This is a genomic window from Alloalcanivorax marinus (assembly GCF_016785095.1).
Lineage (GTDB): Bacteria > Pseudomonadota > Gammaproteobacteria > Pseudomonadales > Alcanivoracaceae > Alloalcanivorax > Alloalcanivorax marinus_A.
This window is the reverse complement of sequence record NZ_JAEKJB010000001.1, coordinates 284,259-308,266: the sequence shown is the minus strand read 5'-3', so window position 1 is coordinate 308,266 and position 24,008 is coordinate 284,259. Positions and strand designations below refer to the sequence as shown.

The window sequence follows — 24,008 nt, the reverse complement described above, 5'->3', positions numbered from 1 at the left end:
GCGAATGAAGCTGTCCCCGGCCCGTCAGGTGGTTCTCGCCGCGCTGGCCCTGTTGTTGCTGGGGCTGCAGGCGCGGCTCTGGTTCGGCGAGGGCAGCCTTCGCCATGTGGCCACCCTGGAGCACCAGGTGGCGTCGCTGAGCGAGCAGAACGCCGAGCTGGCCGAGCGCAACCGCCTGATGGCCGCCGACGTGCGCGACCTCAAGGAGGGCAGCGAGGCGGTGGAGGAGATTGCCCGCAAGGATCTGGGCATGATCCGTGACGGCGAAACCTTTTTTCAGATCGTGGAACCGCAAGCCAGTGAGTAAACCGGGACCGCTTTACGCGGTGGTGCCCGCCGCCGGGATCGGCGCTCGCATGGGCGCCGGCCTGCCCAAGCAATATCTGACCCTGGAAGGTCGCACGGTGGCCGAGCACACCATCACCCGACTGTTGGCGTTCGCGCCGCTGCGCCGGGTGGTGGTGGCGGTGGCCAACGGCGACCCCTGGTGGCCGCAGCTGCCGGTGGCCGGCCACCGCCGGGTGGACACCGTCACCGGTGGCGCCAGCCGGGCCGCCTCGGTGCGTGCCGGGGTGGCGGCGGTGCTGGCCCGGGACCCGGACGCCTGGGTGCTGGTCCACGACATGGCGCGCCCGCTGGTGCGCCTGTCGGATATCCAGAATCTGGTGGAGCATTGTCGTCAAGACGGCGCCATCCTGGCGCGGCGGGTCACCGATACCATCAAGCGCGGCGACGGCGACGACCACATCACCGCCACCCTGGATCGCCGCCACATTTGGCGGGCACTGACGCCGCAGCTGTTCGCCGCCCGCGACCTGCACGATGCCCTGGGCGGCGATCTGGACGCGATCACCGATGAGGCCTCCGCCCTGGAGGCCGCCGGGCGGCGCCCGGCCCTGGTGGAGGGCCATGCCGACAATATCAAGATCACCTTGCCCGAGGACCTGGCCCTGGCCCGGTTCTATTTGCGGGCCCAGGAAGAGGAGGGGCTGGCATGGTATCCCTAGGCGCCATTCGCATTGGCAACGGCTTCGACGTGCACGCCTTCGCCGAGGACGGTGACCATGTGATGCTGGGTGGTGTGCGCATTGCCCATGAGCGCGGGCTCAAGGCCCATTCCGATGGCGACGTGGCCTTGCACGCGCTCACCGACGCCCTGCTTGGTGCTCTGGCCCTGGGCGACATCGGCCACTATTTTCCGGACAACGATCCGCAATGGAAGGGCGCCGACTCCGGCCTCCTGCTGGCCCGGGTGATGGAGGACATCAACGGCGCCGGTTGGCGGGTCGGCAACGTGGACCTGACGGTGATCTGCCAGGCGCCGAAACTGGCGCCGCACATCGCCGCCATGCGCGAGCGCATCGCCGGCCTGCTCGACTGCGAGCTGGATCGGGTCTCCGTGAAGGCCACCACCACCGAGCGGCTGGGCTTCACTGGCCGGGGCGAGGGCATCGCCGTGCAGGCCTCCGCGTTGCTGGAACAGCGCCCGTGAGTGAGGCGTTGGGCGACCCCCACAGCGACGCCCTGGCGCGCCCCCCGGCCACCCCTCGGGCCCATGGCGAGCCGGTGGGCGAAGCGGTGCTGCGCGCCGAACCGGCGGATTTCCAGGTCGACGAGATCATGGTGGTGGAGCCGGAGGGGGAGGGTGAGCACCTCTGGCTGGAGATCGAGAAGACCGATTGGAACACCGAGGACGTGGCCCTGTGGCTGGCCAGGAACGCCGGCCTGCACCGGCTGTCGGTGGGTTACAGCGGTCTCAAGGACCGCCGCGCGGTGACCCGCCAGTGGTTCAGCCTGCATCTGCCCGGCAAGCCGGACCCGGAATTCCAGTGGCCGCCGGGGCTGCGGTCGCTGCGCGCCGCGCGCCACCGGCGTAAGCTCAATCGTGGCACCCACCGGGGCAACATCTTCCGCCTGCGTCTGCGTGAGCTGGCGGCGGACCAGGACGCTCTGGCGGCACGGCTGGAGCGCATCGCCGCCGAGGGCGTGCCCAACTATTTTGGTGAACAGCGCTTCGGCCGTGACGGCGCCAACTGGACCCGAGGGCGCGCCTGGTTGCTGGGTGGCGAGGCGCCGCGCAAGCGACCGCTGCGCAATTTCTGGTTGTCCGGGGTGCGCTCGGGCCTGTTCAACGCGGTGCTCGCCGAGCGGGTGCGGCGCGATGTTTGGCACCGGCTGCTGGACGGCGACCTGCTGCAGCCCGATGGCAGCCGGGGGCTGTTCAGCGCCGACGACGATCACGACGCCGCCGCCCGGGTGGCCGCCGGTACCGTACACCCCACGGCCCCTTTGCCGGGGCGCATGGGCATGGCATCATCGGGCGCTTGCCGGCAACTGGAAGACACGGTGCTGGCCGACCACGTCGCCCTGGTGGAGGCGCTCGCGGACCTGGGCCTGGACGCCGAGCGGCGCGCCACCCGGCTGCCGGTGAGCGCGCTGCAATGGCAGTGCGTCGGCGATACGCTGGAACTGACCTTCCGGCTGCCCACCGGGGCGTTCGCCACCGCCGTGCTGGCGGAGTTGTTGACCACCCGGGTGCCTTCGGCGAATCGCGGTTGAAGCCGCGATGCCCGATGCGAGTCGGGCGCACGAAAATGAAACGGGGATGGGGGATCCACCGACGGACATGGATACGGAATTGCGTGGCATCGGCATGACATCGGCGAGAACCCGGGAACGGCTCATCAACCGGCTGCGGGAAGCCGGCATCGAGAATGAGCGGGTGCTGGAGGTGATCCGCAGCACCCCCCGGCATATGTTCATTGACGAGGCCCTGGCGCACCAGGCCTACGACGATACCGCCTTGCCCATCGGCCACGGCCAGACCATCTCCCAGCCCTGGGTGGTGGCGCGCATGACCGAGCTGCTGATCAGCGACGGCGTCCCCGACAAGGTGCTGGAGATTGGCACCGGTTGCGGCTACCAGACCGCGGTGCTGGCCGCCCTGTGCCAGCAGGTGTACTCGGTGGAACGCATCCGCCCGCTGCAGGAGCAGGCGCGCCAGCGGCTGCTCAGCCTGGGGTTGGCGCGGGTGCAGCTCAAGCACGCCGACGGCGGTTTCGGCTGGAAAACCGCCGGGCCCTTCAACGGCATTCTGGTGGCCTGCGCGCGGCCGGACATTCCCCAGGAACTGCTCGACCAGCTCGCCGATGGTGGCCGGTTGGTGATGCCGGTGGGGGATCGCGCCCAGCATCTCACCGTGGTGGACCGTCAGGGTGACGAAATCCGCACTCGTAAACTGGACGCGGTACGCTTCGTGCCGTTCCAGCGGGGCGTGCAATGACGCGGCGGGCGTGGCGCCCGGGCGTGTACGTGCGCGGCCTGGCCATGGGAGCGGCGGATGTGGTGCCGGGGGTGTCCGGCGGCACCCTGGCGCTGATCACCGGCATCTACGAGGAACTGATCGATACCCTCGGCGGCATCGGCCCCCGTTTGCTGGCCGTGTGGCGCCGCGAGGGGTTCGTGGCGTTCTGGCGAGCCGGTAATTTTACTTTCCTTTTCACTTTGCTGGCGGGGATTCTCACCAGCATCGCGCTGCTGGCGCGGCTGCTCACCTGGCTGCTGGAACATCATCCGGTGCCGGTGTGGGCGTTCTTTTGCGGGCTGATCCTGGCCAGCATCGTGCTGGTGCTGGCGCCGTTGCGCCAGCGCGGCCCACCCCAGTGGCTGGCGTTCACCGCCGGTACCGGGCTGGCGGTGGCGATCGCCCTGGCGCCAGGGCTCACCGCTCTGGGCGTGTCGCCGCTGGTGTTCTTCCTGGGTGGCGCCGTGGCCATCTGCGCCATGATCCTGCCCGGCATCTCCGGCAGTTTTATCCTGTTATTACTGGGTCTTTATCCGTCCGTGCTGGCGGCGGTGGAGCATGGCGACTGGCCACTGCTGCTCGCTTTCATGGCCGGCTGCGCCTGCGGGCTGCTGGCGTTCGTGCGCCTGCTCAAATGGCTGCTGCACCGTTATCACGATACCGTGATGGCGCTGCTGGGCGGTTTCATGGCCGGCTCCCTGGTCAAGCTCTGGCCGTGGCGGTTGCCGATGGATCAGGGCGTCAGCGAGCGCTGGCTGTGGCCGGCGGACTATGCCCGCGTCGTGGACGGCGGCAGCCAGCTGGGGCTGGCGCTGCTGATGATGGCGGTGGGGCTGGTGCTGGTCTGGCTACTTTCCTTCGCCGCCCCCGTGCATAATGAAGCCACGGCAACGGACGAGTAACCTTTTGCGTGTTTGGCTTCCCATAGTCGTATCGATGATTCTGTGCGGCTGCGCCGTGCGGAACCCGCCGCCGGTGGTGGACATCTACCAACGCGATGAGCAGGGCACCCGGGTCACCTCCGGCAGCCATCGGGTACAGCGCGGCGAAACCCTGTATTCCATCGCCTGGCGCTACGGCTGGGACTACCGGTCCCTGGCGCGCACCAACGGCATCGGCGCGCCCTATACCATTTATCCGGGGCAGGTGATTTCGTTCGGCGGCGCGTCGGCCACCGAGACCACGCCGGAGCGGCGCACCGCTTCCTCCTCGTCCTCCTCCGCCGGCTCCCGTGCCGCGTCTTCCGGTTCCAGCACCGCCAGCCGTTCCAGCAGCCCGCCGGCGCCGCCCAAGACCAGCAGCCCGGCCAGTACCGGCCCGGTGCCCTGGCAGTGGCCGGCGGACGGCAAGTTGCTGGAACGCTACTCCACCGCCGCCGGAGGCCGCCGTGGCATCGCCATCGGTGGTCGCGAGGGGAGCCCGGTGCGGGCCGCCGCCGCCGGTCGGGTGGTGTACCGGGGCAGCGGGCTGACCGGCTACGGCAACCTGCTGATCATCAAGCACAACGACCGCTGGCTGAGCGCCTACGCCCACAACAAGAAACTGCTGGTGAAGGAAGGTGACCAGGTGAGCGCCGGCGAGGAAATCGCCACCATGGGCGCCAGCGGTACCCTGCATACTCAACTGCACTTCGAGATCCGCAAGGACGGCCAGCCGGTGGACCCGCTCACTCTGCTGCCAAGGAAATCCTGATCCATGCCCGACGCCCTCGACGATCATCAGGCCCGCCGGCTGCTGACCCTCGCCGCCAGCGCCTCGGTGCTCACCGCCTTGATCCTGATCGCGGTGAAGAGCGTGGCCTGGACCCTGACCGGCTCGGTGAGCCTGCTGGCATCGCTGATCGACTCGATCATGGATTCCCTGGCGTCGTTGGTGAACTTCGCGGCGATCCGCTATTCCCTGGTGCCGGCGGACGACGAGCACCGCTTCGGTCATGGCAAGGCGGAGGCCCTGGCCGGCCTGGGGCAGTCCGTGCTGATCGCCGGCTCGGCGCTCTACCTGCTTCGGGAAGCGGTGCTTAAGCTGCTCGATCCGCAACCCCTGGAAGCCACCGGCCTGGGCGTCGGGGTAATGGTGTTCTCCATCGCGCTTACGGCGCTGCTGCTGGTGGTGCAAAAGTACGTGGTGCGACGCACCGGCTCCACCGCCATCGACGCGGACTCACTACACTATCTGTCGGACCTGGCGGTCAACGCCGGTATTATCCTGGCGCTGCTGGTCAGCGGCCTGGGCTTTGACGCCGCCGACGGCCTGGTGGGCCTGGTGATCGCGCTCTACATTCTGCGTTCGGCCTGGAAGATCGGCTGGGAATCCGTGCAATTGCTGCTGGACCGGGAACTGCCCGGCGAGGTGCGCGACGTGATCGGCGCCGTGGTCGGCGAGCATGAGCAGGCGCTGGGTTTCCACGACCTGCGTACCCGCCAGTCCGGGCGTACCTGGTTCATTCAGCTGCACGTGGACATGGACGAGACGTTGCCGCTCAAGGAAGCCCACGCCCTGGGGGAGCGTATCCGCGCCGATATCCTCAAGCATTACCCCGCCGCCGAGGTGATCATCCACCACGACCCGGTGCCCGATCCGCCGCACGTCCCGGTCGAACCGGATCGCGGCTAAAGCCGCTCCTACCGCATTCTAAAGCCGCGTAGGAGCGGCTTTAGCCGCGATAGCCCGGAATCCCGCGCCCCGCGCCGCCGTCACCCCCCCCCCCCCGGGGTGGCCTGGCTAACATCAACCCGCCTGGCCAGCGCGCAGCTTCGGCCGCACGGTGATCAACAGCGCCGGCAACAACGTCAGGTTGCTCAGCAACGCCACCAGCATCGCCAGCCCGGTCAGCAGACCGAAGTACACCGTCGGGTTGAAGTTGGAAAACGCCAGAATCGAGAAGCCCGCGATGATCACCAGGGAGGTGTAATACATCGCCTTGCCGATGGAGCCGTGGCAGCGCCGCATGGTCGCCACGTAGTCACGGTCCACCGGCCACTCCTCGTGGAAGCGATGCACATAGTGAATGGTATCGTCCACCGCGATGCCGATGGTGATGGCGGTGATGGTGATGGTCATCAGATCCAGCGGCAGCCCGATCCAACCCATCAGCCCCAGCACCGTGGCCGCGCTGACGAGGCTCGGCACCATGCTGATCAGTGCCACCGGCAGGGAGCGGAACAGCAACAGCAGCATGATCAGAATCGCCGTGAACACATAGCCCAGGGTCTTGATCTGTGAGTCGAACAGACTCTGCAGCATATTGTTGTAAAGCACCATGGCGCCGGTCAGATGCACCTGCTCCGGTTTCAGATCGAACCGGCTGACCAGGTCGTCGTTGATCTTCTTGAGCAGATCGTCCCGGTTCAGCCCCGGGTAGGAATCCACCACCCGCACGCTGATGCGGATCTGGCGACCGTCGTCGGACAAGTAGGGGCTCACCAGCTGGCCGCGCAGATCCTCGGGAATGAAGCTGGCCAGCAGCATCAACTGCACATAGCTGAGCGGGCCGCCGTTGATCTTCTTGGCCACCTTGTAGGTGGTCGCGATGGACAGCACCTTGCCGGTCTCCGGCAACGATTGCAGGTAATCCTCGATCTCGATGATCCGTTCCAACCGCTGCGGCGTGTACCAGTACGCGCCCTGAAGATCCGGGCCCGGGTCGGCGGCGGCCTTCGGCGCATTGCTGGCGAACGGGTCCTGTCCGGCGCCGAAATCGTCACTCTCGCCCGCGGCGAACGGGTCGTCCTGGACGGCTCCGAAACCATCGTTGGTAGCGGCCGGGTCGCCGCTGGATGCATCGTCACGGGACGCGGTGGCGCCGCCGGCGAATGGATCATCCTGGACCGCGTCGAAACCGTCCGCGTCCCGGGCGGGCGCGGCGCTGCCATGGCCGGCGGTTTTGCGCTCCCGGGGCGGCGCGTCGATGACGATGTCCAGAGGGGTGGTGCCGCCCAGCTTGCGATCGATCTGCAGCATGCCCTGATAGATTTCCGTGTCCTTCTGGAAATAATCGATAAAACGGTTTTCCACGGTCAGGCGGGTCATGCCCCACAGCGCCGCCGCCATCCCTACCAGGGTGACCACCAACAGGGTGGCGCGGTGGCGTTCGGTGAAGCCGGCGAAGCCCAGGGTCACCTGACGGGTCAGGTCGCGGCCCTGGCGCGGTTGGCCCGGCGTCAGGCCGCCGAGCAGGCTGGGGAACACCAGAAAGCAGGTCACCAGTGCCACGCCCAGGCCCACGGTCATCATCCAGCCGAAGTCGATCACCGGGCGGATATCGCTGATCACCAGGGACGAGAAGCCCACCATGGTGGTCAGGATCATGTACACACTGGGGCGCATCATATGGGCGGCGGTTTCGCGCAGCAGCCAGCCCTGGGTGGCGTCCGGATTCTCCTCGTGCAGCTCCCGATAGCGCACGGTCAGGTGGATGGTGATCGACATGGTGATGATCAGCAGCAACGACAGATAGTTGCTGCTGATCACCGTCACCTTCCAGTCCATGAAGCCGAGCCAGCCGGTCACGGTCAGCACGGTGACGCCACAGCACAGCAGCGGTACCACCACCCAGCGCGGGCGCCGGAAAATCAGGAACAGGGTGAGGATCAGAAACGCCACCACCCCGATGCCGAAAATTTCCAGGTCCGAGCGGATAAAGCGGATCATGTCCGAGGCGATCATCGGCACGCCGCCGAGCACCAGCCGGGCCCGGTCCCGGTAGCCGTCCATGATGCCGCGAATCGCCTCGATCTCCTCGGCGGTGCGCGCCTGCACCTGGCTGTTGTAGTCGCTGAACTCGGCATCGACCCGTTCCAGCTCCGCCGCGTCGGCGTCGCTCAAGGTCCCCTGGCGTTGCTGTTCGCGCAGTGCGTTGCGCCGGTTGAGCAGCTCGAAATAGCGTTCGTCGCGCTCGAAGGTCACCAGCATGGCGGTGGTGCGACCATCGTCGCTGACCAGCAGGTCCTCATAGAGCGGGTTGGTGTCGGTGAATTCCTGTTTCGCCAGGGGCAGGTCCACGTCCGGGTCCAGCACCGTGCGGTAGCCGTCGGAAAGATCGGTGAATTCCACCTTGGGGCTGAACAGCAGGGGCACGTCCAGCAGGCTGTACACCGAGGCAACCCGGTCCAGGCTCTTGAGCTTGTTCTGCAGGCTTTGCAGATCCTTCAGTGTGTCGCGGCTGAACAGTTCGCTGTCGCTGGGGGTATAGGTGACCACCAGGAAATCGCTGCCCCCGTACTGCTTGGCGATCTTGCGGTAGTACTCCAGGGCCTGGTCGTTTTCCAGGGTCAGGGATTCGGCGGAGGCATCCAGTTTGAAATCGCGGGCCTGCCAGGCGGCGACGCCGCACATCAGAGCCACCACCAGCAGCCAGAGCATCGGGTGGCGCAGTACCACCGCGCAATACGCGCGGAACAATCGAGACATCATGACGGGCCCTAGAACATGGCCGCGAATTCCGCGGCGAAACGCTGATCGAAGCGGTGAATGAGGCGGCCGGCGGGCAGGGTAAGCAGAGTCAGCAGCCCCTCGGACCATTCCTCCTGATGCACCCGGCAACCGCCGTCGCCGTCGGCGATGAAGGTGAAGCGGTGGATCAGGCGCGCCATGGGCAGATCCAGCCCCCAGGCGATGCACTCATTTTCCCGGTACTCATGCACGCGCACCACCACCGGCGCCGGCGGCAGGCGCGGCAGATCGGCCACGAACAGCAGGCTGGCGCCGCGTCGCCACTGGCCGCCGAACAGCCGCGCGTGGCGTACCACGGAACACCAGTCGGACCAGCCGTCGACCTGGCTGAACAGGGAAAAGGCCTGGCGGGGGGAGGCGCGGGTGTCGGTCACTTCGTCGATGAAGTAGCGTTTCAGCATAACGTCCTCGTTTTCCGGAGGCCCCAAGAGTACCCATCATGACCGGCGCTCACCACCTAATTGGTCCCTATGCCCTTGACCGGCGGGACCGACCTGGAGAACCTTCGGTCAATGTGGGCGCGACGCCATCATCGTTCCATGAAGGTCCGCCCACGACGGCACGGATAGAATAATAATCAACGAGGAAACGTGATGGTGGGAACGCACCTGCCCGCGTCGGTCCTGCCGGGCCTGCTGGAGATGGCCCTGCGCGGCCGGCTCGACGCGGCCACCCTGTTCGAGCGCGCCGGGGTGGACCTCGGCGCCGGCGATCGCTATCTGACCCTGGATCAGCTCGACCGCCTGTTGAGCACGGTATTTCGCGATGCCGGTGATCCGCTGTTCGGCCTGCGCGCCGGCCGTGACCACGATTATCGCCGCCTGGACCTGCTGGGGCGCCTGATGGCCGCCGCCAGCACCCTGGAACAGGCGCTGGCGCTGCTGTTCCGCTACAAGAACCTGGTGGTGCCGTACCTGGCGTTCCAGCTTGAGCGCGGCGAGCACCACTGCACCCTGACGATCACCGGCGGTGACGGGCTGACCTTTGCCCGCCACCCGGCCCATGACGATCTGGTGCTGGCCAGCCTGGTGGCGGTAGGGCGCTCCTTGTTGGGTGGCCGCATGCCGGTGCATCGGGTGCTGTTTCGCCACCCGCCGCCCACGCAACGGGACGAATACGACGCCTTCTTTCAATGTCCGCTGGATTTTGGTGCTCCCAGCAACGCCATTGAGTTTTCCCCGGCGCTGCTGGGCCAGACGCTGCCCGCCGCCAACGCCCACCGCCGGGCGCGCCTGGAGGCCGCCGCCGCCGGCCTGCTGCTGGATTTGTCCCGGGCCGGCGGTGTCGCCGGGCGCGTGCTGGAGCGCCTGCGGGGCGGGTTGGGGCAGGGCGGTCTCACCGTGGAGCGGGTGGCCGCGGACCTCAACATGACCGCCCGTACCCTGCAACGCCGGCTGCGCGACGAAGGCGTCCAGTTCGCCCGCCTGCGCGATCAGGTGCGCATGGAATACGCCTGCCGTCGGCTGCGCGAGCCCTGTTGCGACATGGGCCATCTGGCGCTGTATCTGGGATTCTCCGACACCGCCAACTTCTACCACGCCTTCAAACGCTGGAAGGGCTGCGCCCCCGGCGAATACCGGCGCCGCGCTCTGGCGCGCCCACGGCCAGGACCCCCACGACCGTGATTTCCAGCACCGCAGCCGCCTTTACAACCTGTATCATCTCCTCAACCACCACAACCTCTTCGGTGGCCCCTACACCCAAACCACCGAAGACAGCGCCCTCTCCCTCTTCCGTGAATAAAAGGGCAGAGTATGAGGTGTGACACGACGCTCACGGCCGGGTACAGCCGGGCGCGGACCGTGTTTGGCCAGGGATGGCCAAACCCGAGCCTTCAGGGACGAACTCGTAGCGTGTCCGCGCCCGGCTGTACCCGGCCGTGAGCGTCCCCGCTACGTAGTAACCTCCAATAGAGAGTCCTGATTCAATGCGCATCGTCGCCGACGAAAACATGCCCGCCCTGACCCCCTTCGAATCCCTGGGCCAGGTCACCCGCGTCAACGGTCGCACCCTGACCCGCGACCAACTCCAGGACACCGAGGTGCTGCTGGTCCGCTCGGTCACCCGGGTCGACCGCGCCCTGCTGGAAGGCACCCCGGTGCGTTTCGTTGGCTCCGCCACCATCGGCACCGACCACATCGACCGCCAGGCCCTGCGGGAACTGGGAATCGCCTTCGCCCACGCCCCCGGCTGCAATGCCCGCGCCGTCGCCGAGTACGTGCTTCAGGCGCTGCTACTGGCCTGCCACAAACAGGGAAGAACGCTGCGCGAAAGCCGCGTCGGCATCGTCGGCCTGGGCAACGTGGGCGGCCGCCTGGCGGACTGGCTCAATGCCCTGGGCGTCACCGTGATCGGCTGCGATCCGCCCCTGGCCCGGGCCGGCACCCGCGCCCCGGTGCCCCTGGGGCCCCTCGACGCCGCCCTGGAAGCGGACCTGATCACCCTGCACGTGCCGCTCACCCGGGATGGCGACGACGCCACCCACCATCTGATCGATGCCGGGCGTCTGGTTCGCCTCGGCCCCGACCAGACCCTGATCAGCACCTGCCGGGGCCCGGTGATCGACAACCGGGCCCTGGCCACACGGCTGGAAGAAGAGGACGCGCCGCTGACGCTGCTGGATGTATGGGAGAATGAACCGTGCCTGGACCCGGCGCTGCTCGACCGGGTGTTTCTGGGGTCGCCCCATGTGGCCGGCTACAGCATGGAAGGCAAATGGCGCGGCACCGCCATGTTGTACCGGGCCTGGTGCCACTGGCGCGGCGAGAGCGCGCCGGAGATGGCGCCACCAACGGAGGACGCGGAGCTGGACGCGCCGGTCCACGACGAAGCGGACCTGCTGGCGCTGCTGCGCCGTGCCTACCGGCTCCACGAGGACGACGCACGCCTGCGTGAAGCCGTGCGCGCGCCGGACCCGGGGGCCGCCTTCGACGCCCTGCGCAAGGAATACCCGGCCCGGCATGAATTGCTCTACTGGCGCCACGCGGGCGGGGTGGCGGCGCCGTTCAAACCCCTGGTCAGCCGGCTTTTCGCGCCGGAGTAGGGTAGTGCCAGGCTTGCTCCAGCTCACGGCAGGCGCGCAGGATCATCGCCTCGGTGATGGGAATTTCCCGGCCCTGCTCGTCAACCAGCGCCGCGCCGTTGAATTCCCGACGACCGGCGGCCTGTGAATACTGAAGACGGTTCATGATGCTTCTCCGCTGTTTTCCTCGACGCGGTCATTGTTGGAAAAAGGTGTGATCGTTTTATGACACAAGCGCGCAATGTTCTGGTGGTCGGTGTTCTCGTGAACCCGTTCGCCGGCATCGGCGGCGCCGTGGGCCTCAAGGGCAGCGACGGCGAAGCCACCCGCGAGGAAGCCCTGCGCCGGGGCGCCACGCCGATGGCGGTGGCGCGCATGACCCGCGCCCTGCAGGCGGTGGCCGGTGACGCCGGCCACCTGCGCGTGCTCACCTGGGGTGGCGACATGGGCGAGCACAGTTGCCGGGCGGCGGGCCTGGAGGCCGAAGTGATCGGCGCCTCGCCGTCTCCCAGTGACGCCGCGCACAGCCGCGAGGCGGCCCGCGCGCTGTTGGACGCCGGCGCCCAGCTGCTGCTGTTCGCCGGCGGCGACGGCACCGCCCGGGATCTGGTGGACGCGGTGGGTGACAACATCCCGGTGCTCGGCGTCCCCGCCGGCTGCAAGATGCACTCGGCGGTCTATGCCATCAACCCGGACGCCGCCGGCCGGCTGCTGGCGGACCTGGTCCACGGTGGCCTGGTGGCGCTGCACGACGCCGAGGTCCGCGACATTGACGAGGATGCCTTTCGCCACGGTGAGGTCCGCGCCCGCCACTACGGCGAATTGAAAGTGCCCGCCGAAGGCCGCTACCTGCAACAGGTGAAATGCGGCGGCCGAGAGGTGGAGGATCTGGTGGTCACCGAAATCGCCGCCTCGGTGATCGACAACCTGGAACCGGGCACCTGGTACCTGGTGGGCTCCGGTTCCACCGTGGCCACCGTGATGGAACTGCTCGGTTTGCCCAACACGCTGCTCGGCGTGGACATCATCCGCGATCAGGAAGTGGTGGCCGCCGACGTTGGCGCCGAACAAATCCTCGACATCATCGGCGATCAACCGGCCCGAGCCCTGCTTACCGTGATCGGCGGCCAGGGCCACCTGTTCGGGCGTGGCAACCAGCAGTTCAGCCCGGCGGTGATCCGCCGGCTCGGCAAGGCCAACATCCAGATCCTGGCCAGCCGCACCAAACTCGGCACCCTGCAAGGTCGCCCCCTGGTGGTGGACACCGGCGACCCGGAGCTGGACCGGGCGCTGTGCGGCCTGTGGCCGATCACCAGTGGCTACGAGGACACCCTGCTGTACCGCGTGGCCACCGACGCCGGCTGAACAAACCCGGCGAAAATGCTATTTTTTGCCTCTTTCCTCGCACGCTTCACATGCTTCAAGGGGGCACTTCATGGCGGATCAGGACCGCACCACGAAATACGCCGAAGGCAGCCTGACCCTGGCGGGCACGGTCATGCTGGGCACCGGGGTGATGATCGGCGCCGGCATTTTCGCGCTCACCGGACAGATGGCCCAGATGACCGGTGCCTTGTTTCCCCTGGCGTTCCTGGCGGCGGCGGTGATCGTGTCGTTCAGCGCCTACTCCTACGTCAAGATTTCCAACGCCTATCCGTCCGCCGGCGGCATTGGCATGTACTTGCACAAGGCCTACGGCGACCGGCTGCCCACGGCGTTCAACGCCTTGCTGATGTACTTTTCCATGGTCATCGCGCAGAGCTTCCTGGCACGTACCTTCGGCGCCTACACCATGCAGCTGTTTGGCGGCGATGAATCCGGGCGCATGGTGCCCACCCTGGGCGTGGCGCTGATTCTCACCGCCTTCATCATCAACTTGCTCGGTAACCGCCTGATCCAGGGCGTGGCGGGTTTCATTGGCGTTTTGAAAATCGGCGGGATTCTGATGTTCGGCCTGGTCGGCATATGGCTGGCGGACAGCGTGGCGGTGGACTTCAATCGCGTGGGGGAAAGCGCCGGCATCGGCGGTTTTCTTGGCGCCACCGCTCTGGGGATTCTCGCCTTCAAGGGCTTTACCACCATCACCAACAGCGGTTCCGAGGTGATCGACCCGCACCGTAACGTGGGCCGTGCCATCGTCATTTCCATCGCCGCCTGCATCGTGATCTACACGCTGGTGGGGTTTGCCGTGGCGAGCAATCTATCGTTGAGCGAGATTGTCGCTACCCGTGACTACTCCCTCGCCGCCGCCGCCCGACCCGCGCTGGGTGAGTACGGCGTCTGGTTCACCGTCGCCATCGCAATGCTGGCCACGGCGGGCGGTATCCTTGCCAGCATTTTCGCGGTCTCGCGGATGCTGGCCATGCTCACGGAAATGAAGCTGGTGCCGCACAGCCATTTCGGCATGCCCGGCACCATCCAGAAACACACCCTGGTCTACACCGTGGTTCTGGGCCTGATCCTTACCGCCTTCTTTGATCTGTCGCGCATCGCGGCGCTGGGCATCATCTTCTACCTGATCATGGACATCGCCATTCACTGGGGCGTGCTGCGCTACCTGCTGGACGATATCGGCGCCCGGCGCTGGGTACCTGTGACCGCGATCATCCTTGATCTGCTGGCGCTGGGCGGCTTCGTGATCACCAAGCTGGCGTCCGACCCGTTCGTGATCGGGGTGGCGCTGGTCACCATGATCCTGCTCGCCGCCGGAGAGCAGTGGTTCCTGAAATCCGACGCACGCAAACGGACTCTGGCGCACCGGGGCCATCATCACGAATCGCACTCCTGAGCGGGGCGGTCCCGGCCCCGTGGCGGGAGGGGGGTGGTTTTGTGAATAAGGTCAAGTTTTTTGCATAAAGTGCCGCTCGCCGTCGTTTTCGGCGGTGAAGGTGTCGGCTCTCTTTCCTATACTCAGTCTCATAATAACGCCTGACTCTGACGACGCGCCCGGATGGCGCGGCGTCGTGGCAAGCCGGTGGGGGCCGGCGGGGTCGGGACCATGTCATGGATGGCTTGGGGGAAAGACCGATCAGATTTTCTCTTCTTTTGCTCGCGGGTTTCGTATTCGTCGCCACCGCCTGGGCGGCTCCGGATCCCCAGCAACGTATGTATGACCGTCTTCAGGAACAGGACCGGCAGCGCCAGGAGCAACGCCTGGAGGAAATGCGCGTGCCCGGCGACCGGCCCGGTGCCCTGGTACCCGAGCCGGAGGACACCGACGGTGGGGGCTGCTTCATCGTGGAGCGGCTCACGCTGACCACGCCGGATGGCGCGGCCATCCCGTTCGGCCATTGGTTAACCGCGCCGCTGGAACCGTTGCGAGGGCAATGCCTGACCCTCAACGACATCCGTGCCTTGCAGGCGGAGCTGAGCAACCGTTTGATTGACCGGGGCTATGTCACCAGCCGGGTGCTGCTGCCCGAGCAGGACATCGCCGACGGCGAACTGACCCTGCTGCTGGTGCCCGGACGGGTGGAGGGCTGGCGCGGCGAGGGCCTGCCCGACCGGGTGCTGGAATGGGCCCTGCCATTGCGCGCCGGCGACCTGCTGAACCTGCGCGCCCTGGAACACACCGTGGAAACCCTGGCCCGGCTGCCGCATCTGGACGCGGAGATGGATCTGGCGCCCGGCCAGGGGCAGGGTGGCACCGTGATCGTCGGCCACGCCGATTGGCCGCGACGCTACCAGGGCAGTCTGATTCTCAACGAAAAACACTACGGCGACGTCACCCACGGCACCGGCCAGTTCAATCTGGACTGGGGCAGCCCCTTCGGCGTCACCGATCGCTTGTCATTGGGCGTCAACGGCGATCTGGACCAGGAGTTCTCCGACCGCGCCTGGGGCGCCAGCCTGGACTACGACATCAGCCTGGGCTACTGGAATCTGGCCGTGGGCTACAGCCGCCAGGCCTACCAGAACGAGGTGGCGGGGATTTTCCAGCGCTTCGATTCCTCCGGTCTCACGGAAATTTCCCGCTTCGAGCTCACCCGGCTGCTGCACCGCTCCCAGCGTACGCGGTTGTCCCTGGCGTTGCTCGGCGCTTACACCGACGTGGACAACCGCATCGAGGAGACCACCATCCAGGTGAGCAGCTATCAACTGCGCACCGGCGGCCTGCGTCTGAGCGGCAAGTCCCGGCTTGGCCGGGTGCAACTGGCCGGCAACCTCACCGCAGAACGGGCCTGGACCGCCGGCCCGGCCACCCGGCTGCCGGGCGGCGCTGAAGTGGCCGACGCGGTGCATGACCGCTACCAACTGTTTCTGTCCGCCACCCGTTTCATCCAGCCGCTTTACGGTGCCCTGCAGTTGCGGCTGAACAGCCAGTACAGCCGCCACGAACTGTTCCCCTCGGAACGCTTGTCCCTGGCCTCCAGCGCCGCGGTGCGCGGCTACGACAGCCTTTCGGTGAGCGGCAACAGCGCCACCGCCGGCAGCCTGCAATTCGATTTCTACCCGCCGATCACCGGCCCGGTAAGCCTCAAGCCGTTCGTCGCCTACGACCTGGGCGTGGTGCCCGACAACGGCAACGAGGACGACTTTACCCGCCTGGCCTCGGCCACCGCCGGGCTCGGCCTCGGCTACCGCGATATTCAGTTGACCACCCAGATCACCTGGCCCATGGAGCAGCATTCAACGGAGATGACGGATCATGAATACACAGTCCTGGCGAGCCTGTACGTCCAATTCTAACGCCCACGGAAGGGCGCGGCGCGGCCTGGTTTACGGCCTGTCGCTACTGCTCATCTGGCAGCCGCTGCTGGCGGCCGCCGACGGTGTCACGCCCACCCGGGGCGCCACCGACCGGGCCGCTAACGGCGTGCCGGTGGTCAATATCCGGAACCCCAACGGCGCCGGTGTCTCGCAAAACTTCTACCAGGATTTCAACGTCGACGAGCGCGGGCTGATCCTCAACAACGGGCGCCAGCTCAGCCGCACTGAGCTGGCCGGTTACATCGAGGCCAACCCCAATCTGCGTAATGGCAGCGCCAAGGTGATCCTCAACGAGGTGATCGGCGCCAATCCCTCGGCGTTGCACGGCTATCTCGAAGTGGGCGGCGCCAAGGCGGACATCGTGGTGGCCAACCCCAATGGCATTTCCTGCCAGGGCTGCGGCTTCATCAACACCGACCATGCCACCCTCACCACCGGCCGCGCCATCATGGACAAGGACGGCGCTCTGCGAGCCTTCGACGTGCAAGGTGGCCAGGTACGCATCGGCGAGGACGGCGCCACCACCACCAACGTGGACCGTTTCGATCTGATCGCGCGCTCGGTGTCGATCAGCGGCGAGATCAACGCCGACCGGCTCAACGTGGTGGCCGGCCGCCAGGAAGTGGACCGGGAAAGCCTCGCCACCCAGGCCCATGAGGACGACGGCGACGGGCCGGAGTTCGCCATCGATTCCGCCGCCCTGGGCGGCATGTACGCCAACCGCATCCGCCTGATCGGCAACGACAAGGGCGTGGGGGTTCGCCTGGACGCGCCGGTGGCGGCCCAGAACGGCGACGTTACCCTGAGCGCCAACGGCCAACTGCGTTTCAAGGAAATCAGCGCGTCCGACTCGGTCCAGCTCGCCGCCAACGACATCACCGCCGAAGGCAACTTGGTGGCCGGCGACCGCATCGATGTGCAGGCCGAGGCCTACCACGCCGTGGCCGGCACCACCTCCGCCAACCATCTGGCGATGGCACTGGACAGCGTCCGCCTGGATCAGGGTGCTCGCTGGCTGGGTGTGGAGGACCTGACCCTGGACGCCGGCACGGTGGACAACCAGGGGGAACTGGCCGGCGCACAGGTAACCGTGCGCGCCGAGGATGATCTGGACAACGGCGGCCAAATCCTCGCCGATGGGCAGGCCGAGGTGCACGGTGGCACTTTGGACAACACCGGCACCGTCTCCGCCAACGGCGACGTGACGCTGGGCGCGGACGGCGCCCTGCGCCAGGCCGGCTCGGTCACCGCCGGCGGTGATGCCCGGCTGGACGCCACCGAACTGACCCTGGACGACGGCTCCGAAACCATCGCCAACGGTACCCTGGCGGTGAGCGCCGACGCCGTGACCAATCAGGGTTTGGCCCACGGTGGCGAACAAACCACGGTCACCGCCACCAACCTGGAACACCGGCAAGGCCGCATCCAGTCCGCTGGCGACGTCACCCTGAACGTGGCCGACCGCCTCGACAACCGCGCCCTGGTAACCGCCGGCTCCACGCTCACCGTGGACGCCGGCGAACTGGAGAACCAGGGCACCCTGGTGGCGGAGGAGCAACTGGCGGTCTCCGTGGACGGGGCGCTCATCAACCAGGGGGCGCTGCAGAGTCTGGGCGACGCCGGGATTGAGGCCGGCTCCCTGGACAACAGCGGCCAGGTGCTGGCGGTGGGCGATCTGGCCATCGACACCGAGGACGCGCTCGCCAATACCGGCGCCGTGCAGACCGAAGGCAACCTGGCCCTGAACGCGGGCAGCCTGGACAACGACGGTGATCTGCTCACCAACGGCGATCTGGACGTCCACACCGACGGCGCGCTCACCCAGCGCGGCGACGTGATGGCCGGCGGTGACGCCACCCTGAGCGGCGACGCACTGAACAACGACGACGGCCTGATCAGCGTGGCCGGTGACCTGACCCTGGACCAGACCGGCATCACCAACACCTCCACTCTAGAAGCCGGCGGCGTGCTGACCCTGACCGACGGCGTGGTGTCGCTGCGCAATGAAGGTACCGTGGCCGGCGCCCAGGGGCTGTCCCTGACTGCCGATGAGATCGACAACCGCGCCGGTGCCATCCTGCGCAGCGGCGGCAACGCCGTCGTCACCGGCGAGCGCCTGACCAACCACGGGCTGGTGTTCGCCGCCGGCAACCTGGCGCTCCAGGTCGACGAACTGCTCAATGAACGCGCCGCCCAGGCCAGCGGCCAGGACGGCACCCTGGGCGCCGCCGGCGATGTTCTGTTCCAGGGCGAGCGACTCACCAACCGCGACGGCGCTCTGCTCGGCAGCGGCGGCGCCATGGCGCTGCTCGCCTCGGAGCGCGTCACCAACGACCGCGCCGACATCGTCGCCAACGGCAACCTGCTGATCGCCGCCGACCAGGAGCAGGGCAAGACCGGCCAGGTCATCAACCATTCCGGCACCATTACCACCAACGCCGGCGACCTGGCGATCTTTACCCACTCCCTGGACAACAGCCGGGAAGTGACGCTGGGCAAAAGCGACCCCCTGACCATTGCCCAACTGATGGAAATGATGGAAATCGGGCTCACCATCGATGACGTCACCTTCAGCGAGGACGACTGGGCCTTTATCTATGACCCGGATCTGGAGTCGTCACTGGTGCGGTACGTCACCAAAGGCTCGCCTCGTTTTTATTGGGTGGACTACTGGGTAGAGCAATACACCGACTACATCAACGACGAGATGGGCGGTCTGCTTTCCGACGCTGATATTCAGTATCTCCAGGAAACCCTTCGCGGCCCCACCGAGCAAGGTTCTGTTGAGGGTTCGGTGTATAAGTTCCTTCCCGGTGGCGGCGAAGCTTATGGGGGAACCGGAGACACTAAAAATCCATTGGCCGAGACGTTCTACTTGGTGGTCCGGGTCACCCAACTGCTCAAGGACCGGGCACCGCTTAAATACCAGCGTTTCCTGGCCCACACCCGGGCCAAACTGGATGAGGACGGCGGTGGCCTTTATCTGCGTAACTTCTCCTGTGGCGAGGGACGCAATGGTTGGAATGGAAAAGGTGATGCGGATTGCGACCACGGTGCAATCTACCAATACCGGTTCGGCGCCGAAGCCTACGACGATATCATCGATCCGTCCTCCGAAGACGTGCAATCGGTCCTGTCCTCCGCGGGCAATCTGACCATCAACGCCGACGTGCTTCGGAACGAATACAGCACCCTCGCCGCTGCCGGGGACCTTCACCTGGAAGGAGACCGCCTGATCAACAAAGCGGTGGAACTTAAGCGGCATGCCATCCTGGAAACCGGTCTGCGGAGATGGCACAACTTCCACCATGAACCCAGCCCCGGCGAGCCAATGGAGGTCACCGACACCGAGGACATAGGGTTCGGCCTGGGCGAGCAGGTGGCCAGCGTGATCTCCGCCGGCAGCAACGTGACCCTGGATTTTCAGGAAGAGGCGGGCAACTACACCGAGGAGCGCTTCGACCAGGAAGTGGTCTTCGACGACGGCGACTACCAGGACGAGGACAACGGCGGCGGCGCCGGCGGTGGTGGAGAAGACGGCGGCGGCTCACCCCAGCCAGTGTCCTGGGATCTCAGCGACGACAGCCGGGTCATCGGCACCCTCAACGCCGGCCTGCGCGACATCCTCGACAACCGCAGCAGCCTCTACACGGTGGTCGACGACGCCGACCACCCCTACCTGATCGAAACCAACCCGCTGTTTGCTTCCCTGGACGGTTTCCTCGGCTCGGACTACCTGCTCGACCGCCTGAACACCGACCCGGACCGGCAACTGCGCCGCCTCGGCGACAGCTACTACGAAACGCAGCTGGTCCGCGACGCCATCCTTGCCGCCACCGGCCGCCGCTTCCTGGACGCCGACGTCCAATCCGACCAGCAGCAATACCAGCGCCTGATGGACAACGCCCTCTCCGAAGCGCAACGGCTGGAGCTGTCCATGGGCGTGGCACTCACCGCCGAGCAGGTGACCAGCCTGCGCCAGGATCTGGTGTGGATGGAAGAGCGCCAGGTGGACGGCCACGCCGTGCTGGTGCCAGTGCTCTATCTGGCTCCGGGCAGCAGCCGGCTCACCGCCGAAGGCGCGGTGATCGCCGGTGACACCATCAATGTGCGCGCCGGCGGCCTCGGCAACAGCGGCATCATCGCCGCCGCCAACGGCCTCAACGTACAGGCCGGCAACAAGGGCGTGGTGAACCTGGAAGGCACCCTGCAAGCGGGCACCGGCCTCGCCATCGATTCCCTCGGCGATGTGAAGAACCAGAGCGGTGCCGTCCGCGCCGGCCGGGTCTCGATCCGCAGCCAGGGCGACATCATCAATGAATCCTGGACCGAGCAAGTGGTCACCGAATGGGACCACGGCACCCATCGCCGCACCGACCACGGTGACGCCGGCGTGATCCAGGCCGCCGACACCGTATCCCTGGACGCCGGCCGCGACATCGTCGTCACCGGCAGCCGCGTCCAGGGCGACGCCGTGGGCCTCAACGCCGGCGGTGACGTGCGCATCGAAAGCCAGACCCTGGAACGGGGCTTCGACGGCCGCGCCAACGGCGGCCGCTACCAGACCCAGACCATCGAGCAAATCGCCAGCCAGGTGGATGCCACCGGTGACCTGCTGATCACCGCCGGCCAGGATATCGGTGTCACCGCCTCCGACGTCAGCGCCGGCGGCAGCGCCAGCCTGGCCGCCGGCGGCGATGTCATCATCCAGTCCGCCGCCAACCGCGACTACGAAAACTACCACCGCGAAACCAGCCACGAAGAAAAACAATACACCCACGACACCGTCCGCCAGCGCAAGGCCACCGTCAGCGCCGGTGACGATCTGCGCATCGACGCCGGCCGCGACCTCCTGGTGGCCGGCAGTGATCTGAGCAGCGACGGCGACATGGGCCTCGTCGCCGGCGGAACCATCGCCTTCCTGGCCACCCAGGACCGCGCCTACCACTTCTCCATGAGCGAGAAAGACGGCGACTACGGCGCCCACAGCTTCAAACGGGACGAAGTCACCCACGTGGACAACGTCACCAGCACCGCCACCGCCGGCGGCGACCTCACCCTGACCAGCGACGGCGACCAGCTTTACCAGGCCGCCCGCCTGGAAAGTGGCGGCGACACCACCCTGAAAAGCGGCGGGCGCATCACCTTCGAATCGGTGAAGGACCTGGTCCAGGAGAGCCACGAGAAAAGTCAGGGTGACCTGGCCTGGCAGAAGATGGAAGGCGAAGGCTTCACCGACGAAACCCTCCGCCAAACCGAAATCGTCGCCGCCGGCAACCTGGCCATCGACGCCGCCGAAGGCCTCCACATCGACGTCAAACAAGTGGACCAGCAAACCGTCGAACGAATGATCGACGGTATGGCCACCGAAAACCCGGACCTGGCCTGGATGAAGGACGCCTACCAACGCGGCGACGTGGACTGGCGCCAGGTGCGCGAACTCCACGACAGCTGGGAATACAGCAGCCAGGGCATGGGCCCCGCCACCGCCCTGGCGGTGACCATCGTGGTCACAGCAATGACCGCCGGCGCAGGCGCGGCAGCGGGCGGCGCCGTGGCCGGGGGCACCACCGGCGCCACGGCCACCGCCATCAGCTCGGCCACCTCCGCCGTGGTGACCAGCGCGGCCAGTACCGCCGCCGTCAGCACCATCAACAACGGCGGCGACCTGGGCGCCACCCTGGACACCCTGGGCAGCGGCGACACCCTGCGCGGCCTGGCCGTCGGCGGCGTCACCGCCGGCCTCACCTCGGGCCTGCTGGACCCGGCCTTCGACAACATGGAGTTCGGTAAAGCCGCCGGCATCCAAAGCGACCCGATCAACTCCATCACCCGTGGCTTCGACCTGGGCACCGCCCAGGGCGCCCTGGGCTTCGCGGCGCACAGTGCCGGCCAGGGCCTGATCAACGCCAGCGCCACCGCCGCCATCCAGGGCGGCAGCTTCCAGGATCACCTGATCGGGAATCTGGAAAGCCAGGGCAATAATGTGCTTTCCGCGTTGGCGTTCAATGCGGCGGCGGAAACGGGTTTGGGCCTGATGCGTCAGTCTTCCAGTGAGTCCAGTATGAACTTCTGGAGTGAGGGAGGTTTGGGCAGAACAGGCCTGCATATGATGACGGGGGGCCTGGTCACCGGAATGACCAGCGGCGACTTTGCCAGTGGCGCGGCGGGCGCCGGGCTGAACCAGTTGCTGTCAAAACCACTGGGTAACGCTGCCGGCACCCTGGGCGGTGGCGATCCGCAAAAATATGACGACTGGCGCATAGCCGGCGCCCAACTGGCGGGTATGGCCGGCGCCTTGGCGACGGATGGCGATGTCAACGACGGCGCATGGGTTGCCAAGCAGGCTGATACGTACAACCGGCAGCGGCATGGCAATGAGGAAAAACTGATCCGTGAAGAATTGGCGTCGAAATTTGCCGCCCGCACGGGTACAAGCACGGAGGTGGCCGAACAAACGCTCCTGGACCAGCTCCAGAGGAGGGTCAACAAGGACGATGAACAGTCTATCCCTCTGGACGAAGAGGCGCTGGTCTTTCTGAAGCAGGAGGGTAATCGGCGCGGTAACTTGCTACGCGATGACGAGGGCAATCTGGTCCAAGATGAACACGGCAACCCGGTTCCTCTGTTTGGCACCAGTAGCCTGGACCAGTGGGCTGATGATTGCGCGCTGAGTTCTGCCTGCCAAGGGCCCGCCCCCGCCACCCCGGACATGCTTGCCTATTTCGGCGGTTCCATGGCCAATACCGGCGAGGGGCTGGTCGATGCCGGCAAGTGGATACTTAATCCTGACGTCATTGAGAAATACAAGGATGTTTTCAATGTTGTCACAGCCCTGCCGGATACGCCCTATGCGATGCGAGGGCAAATGTACCAACTGCGTGATGCCGCCTCGGAAGGTGACTGGAATCAGGTGGGCCGCCTGGATCCGGTGGGTAACTTCTATGCGGGTGAAGTCTATGGTGCAGGTATCGGGGGCGCGCTGAAGGGGCTTGGGTATGGACTTGGGCGGGCGACTCAGTTCGCAACCCGTGCGATAAATGACGCGACCGATTTCGGGGATTTCCGGTTTTATGATTATGATAGGTTTGGTGCAGGTTCAGTTGATCTTCCTGAATCTAGACCAGACTTCTATGTGAGAGCTAGTGGTGAAGTCATACCAGGAACAGGCTATCGAGTATTTGGTGGAGAATTAAATGTTGAGGAGGCCTATGGTGGAGTGATAGCTCCACGCGATCCTACGTATATTACTTTTGACGATGTGCACACTCTGTCACCAGAACAAGCAAAAAAATTGTTGCAATTACCCAGAGCTCCCTCTCATGTTGTTGACTTTGATATGGGCCAAATTCTGGATGACGTTCGTATTCCTGATGGGGAATGGAATACTAATGGCATTCCTGAGCCAATTACTGAAACATTTCCGAAATGGGGGGATGGAGGAGGGTCTCAAGCTATTACTGATAGTCCTATTAGTGTCGATCCTTCAAATATATCCATATTGAGCGATTGAGTGGGCTG

General features: G+C 66.2%; 18 protein-coding genes. 15 read left to right on the top strand and 3 right to left on the bottom strand.

Going from position 1 to position 24,008, the window contains the following annotated elements; all coding sequences use genetic code 11:
• The first annotated feature begins 4 nt into the window (after nt 1-4).
• The 8 genes from JF515_RS01390 to JF515_RS01355 all read left to right on the top strand — a co-directional run bounded on the left by JF515_RS01390 (nt 5) and on the right by JF515_RS01355 (nt 5,917).
• Entirely contained in the window at nt 5-307 is a 303-nt protein-coding gene (locus tag JF515_RS01390; protein WP_203100192.1) for an FtsB family cell division protein, read from the top strand.
• Complete coding sequence (gene ispD / locus JF515_RS01385) at nt 300-1,007, top strand: 2-C-methyl-D-erythritol 4-phosphate cytidylyltransferase (RefSeq protein ID WP_338015156.1); 708 nt, start codon at nt 300-302, stop codon at nt 1,005-1,007. Before JF515_RS01390 ends, ispD begins: the two co-directional genes overlap by 8 nt.
• Nucleotides 995-1,492: a 2-C-methyl-D-erythritol 2,4-cyclodiphosphate synthase gene (ispF, locus tag JF515_RS01380; protein ID WP_238400763.1), complete on the top strand. Its 498-nt coding sequence runs from the start codon at nt 995-997 to the stop codon at nt 1,490-1,492. Before ispD ends, ispF begins: the two co-directional genes overlap by 13 nt.
• Nucleotides 1,489-2,559 (top strand): tRNA pseudouridine(13) synthase TruD, encoded by a 1,071-nt coding sequence (truD, locus tag JF515_RS01375; protein WP_338015155.1) that lies wholly within the window; start codon nt 1,489-1,491, stop codon nt 2,557-2,559. The genes ispF and truD overlap by 4 nt, the downstream gene beginning before the upstream one ends.
• A 67-nt stretch (nt 2,560-2,626) precedes the next feature.
• A complete protein-coding gene (locus JF515_RS01370) occupies nt 2,627-3,283 on the top strand; it encodes a protein-L-isoaspartate(D-aspartate) O-methyltransferase (RefSeq protein WP_203100190.1) in 657 nt (218 codons plus the stop codon).
• Complete coding sequence (locus JF515_RS01365) at nt 3,280-4,206, top strand: DUF368 domain-containing protein (protein ID WP_203100188.1); 927 nt, start codon at nt 3,280-3,282, stop codon at nt 4,204-4,206. The genes JF515_RS01370 and JF515_RS01365 overlap by 4 nt, the downstream gene beginning before the upstream one ends.
• A 55-nt stretch (nt 4,207-4,261) precedes the next feature.
• Nucleotides 4,262-4,996: a peptidoglycan DD-metalloendopeptidase family protein gene (locus JF515_RS01360; RefSeq protein ID WP_338015154.1), complete on the top strand. Its 735-nt coding sequence runs from the start codon at nt 4,262-4,264 to the stop codon at nt 4,994-4,996.
• A 3-nt stretch (nt 4,997-4,999) separates the two neighbouring features.
• The gene (locus tag JF515_RS01355; RefSeq protein ID WP_203100185.1) at nt 5,000-5,917 is read left to right on the top strand and encodes a cation diffusion facilitator family transporter; all 918 of its coding nucleotides are present in this window, start codon (nt 5,000-5,002) and stop codon (nt 5,915-5,917) included.
• 114 nt (nt 5,918-6,031) lie between these two features.
• Here JF515_RS01355 and JF515_RS01350 read toward each other — a convergent pair whose 3' ends face one another.
• Together JF515_RS01350 and JF515_RS01345 are read right to left on the bottom strand one after the other, a co-directional pair.
• Nucleotides 6,032-8,716 carry an efflux RND transporter permease subunit gene (locus tag JF515_RS01350; RefSeq protein WP_203100179.1) on the bottom strand — a complete coding sequence of 895 codons (2,685 nt, stop codon included), beginning with the start codon at nt 8,714-8,716 and terminating at the stop codon, nt 6,032-6,034.
• A gap of 8 nt (nt 8,717-8,724) precedes the next feature.
• Complete coding sequence (locus JF515_RS01345; RefSeq protein WP_203100177.1) at nt 8,725-9,156, bottom strand: SRPBCC family protein; 432 nt, start codon at nt 9,154-9,156, stop codon at nt 8,725-8,727.
• A gap of 192 nt (nt 9,157-9,348) precedes the next feature.
• Between JF515_RS01345 and JF515_RS01340 the strand changes: the two genes are divergently transcribed.
• From JF515_RS01340 to JF515_RS01335, 3 genes are all read left to right on the top strand, one after another.
• Nucleotides 9,349-10,380 carry an AraC family transcriptional regulator gene (locus JF515_RS01340; RefSeq protein ID WP_203100175.1) on the top strand — a complete coding sequence of 344 codons (1,032 nt, stop codon included), beginning with the start codon at nt 9,349-9,351 and terminating at the stop codon, nt 10,378-10,380.
• 28 nt (nt 10,381-10,408) lie between these two features.
• Complete coding sequence (locus JF515_RS19720; protein ID WP_425305598.1) at nt 10,409-10,498, top strand: hypothetical protein; 90 nt, start codon at nt 10,409-10,411, stop codon at nt 10,496-10,498.
• A gap of 184 nt (nt 10,499-10,682) precedes the next feature.
• A complete protein-coding gene (locus tag JF515_RS01335; protein WP_203100173.1) occupies nt 10,683-11,798 on the top strand; it encodes a 4-phosphoerythronate dehydrogenase in 1,116 nt (371 codons plus the stop codon).
• Here the strand turns inward: JF515_RS01335 and JF515_RS01330 are convergent.
• Nucleotides 11,773-11,943, bottom strand: a complete 171-nt coding sequence (locus JF515_RS01330; protein ID WP_203100171.1) for a PA1571 family protein — start codon at nt 11,941-11,943, stop codon at nt 11,773-11,775. The two genes, JF515_RS01335 and JF515_RS01330, sit on opposite strands and share 26 nt — an antisense overlap.
• A 59-nt stretch (nt 11,944-12,002) precedes the next feature.
• Between JF515_RS01330 and JF515_RS01325 the strand changes: the two genes are divergently transcribed.
• The 4 genes from JF515_RS01325 (at nt 12,003) to JF515_RS01310 (ending at nt 24,000) form a co-directional block, all read left to right on the top strand.
• Nucleotides 12,003-13,142 (top strand): ATP-NAD kinase family protein, encoded by a 1,140-nt coding sequence (locus JF515_RS01325; protein ID WP_203100169.1) that lies wholly within the window; start codon nt 12,003-12,005, stop codon nt 13,140-13,142.
• A 70-nt stretch (nt 13,143-13,212) separates the two neighbouring features.
• Nucleotides 13,213-14,565, top strand: a complete 1,353-nt coding sequence (locus tag JF515_RS01320; RefSeq protein ID WP_194296041.1) for an APC family permease — start codon at nt 13,213-13,215, stop codon at nt 14,563-14,565.
• A gap of 317 nt (nt 14,566-14,882) precedes the next feature.
• Nucleotides 14,883-16,466: a ShlB/FhaC/HecB family hemolysin secretion/activation protein gene (locus JF515_RS01315; protein WP_203100168.1), complete on the top strand. Its 1,584-nt coding sequence runs from the start codon at nt 14,883-14,885 to the stop codon at nt 16,464-16,466.
• Complete coding sequence (locus tag JF515_RS01310; RefSeq protein ID WP_203100166.1) at nt 16,426-24,000, top strand: DUF637 domain-containing protein; 7,575 nt, start codon at nt 16,426-16,428, stop codon at nt 23,998-24,000. The genes JF515_RS01315 and JF515_RS01310 overlap by 41 nt, the downstream gene beginning before the upstream one ends.
• The last annotated feature ends 8 nt before the right edge of the window (nt 24,001-24,008 follow it).

What these genes read in the sequence shown, in the direction of transcription:
- JF515_RS01390 (WP_203100192.1), top strand. Translation starts at nt 5, where the DNA reads ATGAAGCTGTCCCCGGCCCGTCAGGTGGTTCTCGCCGCGCTGGCCCTG.
- ispF (WP_238400763.1), top strand. Translation starts at nt 995, where the DNA reads ATGGTATCCCTAGGCGCCATTCGCATTGGCAACGGCTTCGACGTGCAC.
- JF515_RS01370 (WP_203100190.1), top strand. Translation starts at nt 2,627, where the DNA reads ATGGATACGGAATTGCGTGGCATCGGCATGACATCGGCGAGAACCCGG.
- JF515_RS01365 (WP_203100188.1), top strand. Translation starts at nt 3,280, where the DNA reads ATGACGCGGCGGGCGTGGCGCCCGGGCGTGTACGTGCGCGGCCTGGCC.
- JF515_RS01355 (WP_203100185.1), top strand. Translation starts at nt 5,000, where the DNA reads ATGCCCGACGCCCTCGACGATCATCAGGCCCGCCGGCTGCTGACCCTC.
- JF515_RS01350 (WP_203100179.1), bottom strand. Translation starts at nt 8,716, where the DNA reads ATGATGTCTCGATTGTTCCGCGCGTATTGCGCGGTGGTACTGCGCCAC.
- JF515_RS01345 (WP_203100177.1), bottom strand. Translation starts at nt 9,156, where the DNA reads ATGCTGAAACGCTACTTCATCGACGAAGTGACCGACACCCGCGCCTCC.
- JF515_RS01340 (WP_203100175.1), top strand. Translation starts at nt 9,349, where the DNA reads ATGGTGGGAACGCACCTGCCCGCGTCGGTCCTGCCGGGCCTGCTGGAG.
- JF515_RS01335 (WP_203100173.1), top strand. Translation starts at nt 10,683, where the DNA reads ATGCGCATCGTCGCCGACGAAAACATGCCCGCCCTGACCCCCTTCGAA.
- JF515_RS01330 (WP_203100171.1), bottom strand. Translation starts at nt 11,943, where the DNA reads ATGAACCGTCTTCAGTATTCACAGGCCGCCGGTCGTCGGGAATTCAAC.
- JF515_RS01325 (WP_203100169.1), top strand. Translation starts at nt 12,003, where the DNA reads ATGACACAAGCGCGCAATGTTCTGGTGGTCGGTGTTCTCGTGAACCCG.
- JF515_RS01320 (WP_194296041.1), top strand. Translation starts at nt 13,213, where the DNA reads ATGGCGGATCAGGACCGCACCACGAAATACGCCGAAGGCAGCCTGACC.
- JF515_RS01315 (WP_203100168.1), top strand. Translation starts at nt 14,883, where the DNA reads ATGTATGACCGTCTTCAGGAACAGGACCGGCAGCGCCAGGAGCAACGC.
- JF515_RS01310 (WP_203100166.1), top strand. Translation starts at nt 16,426, where the DNA reads ATGAATACACAGTCCTGGCGAGCCTGTACGTCCAATTCTAACGCCCAC.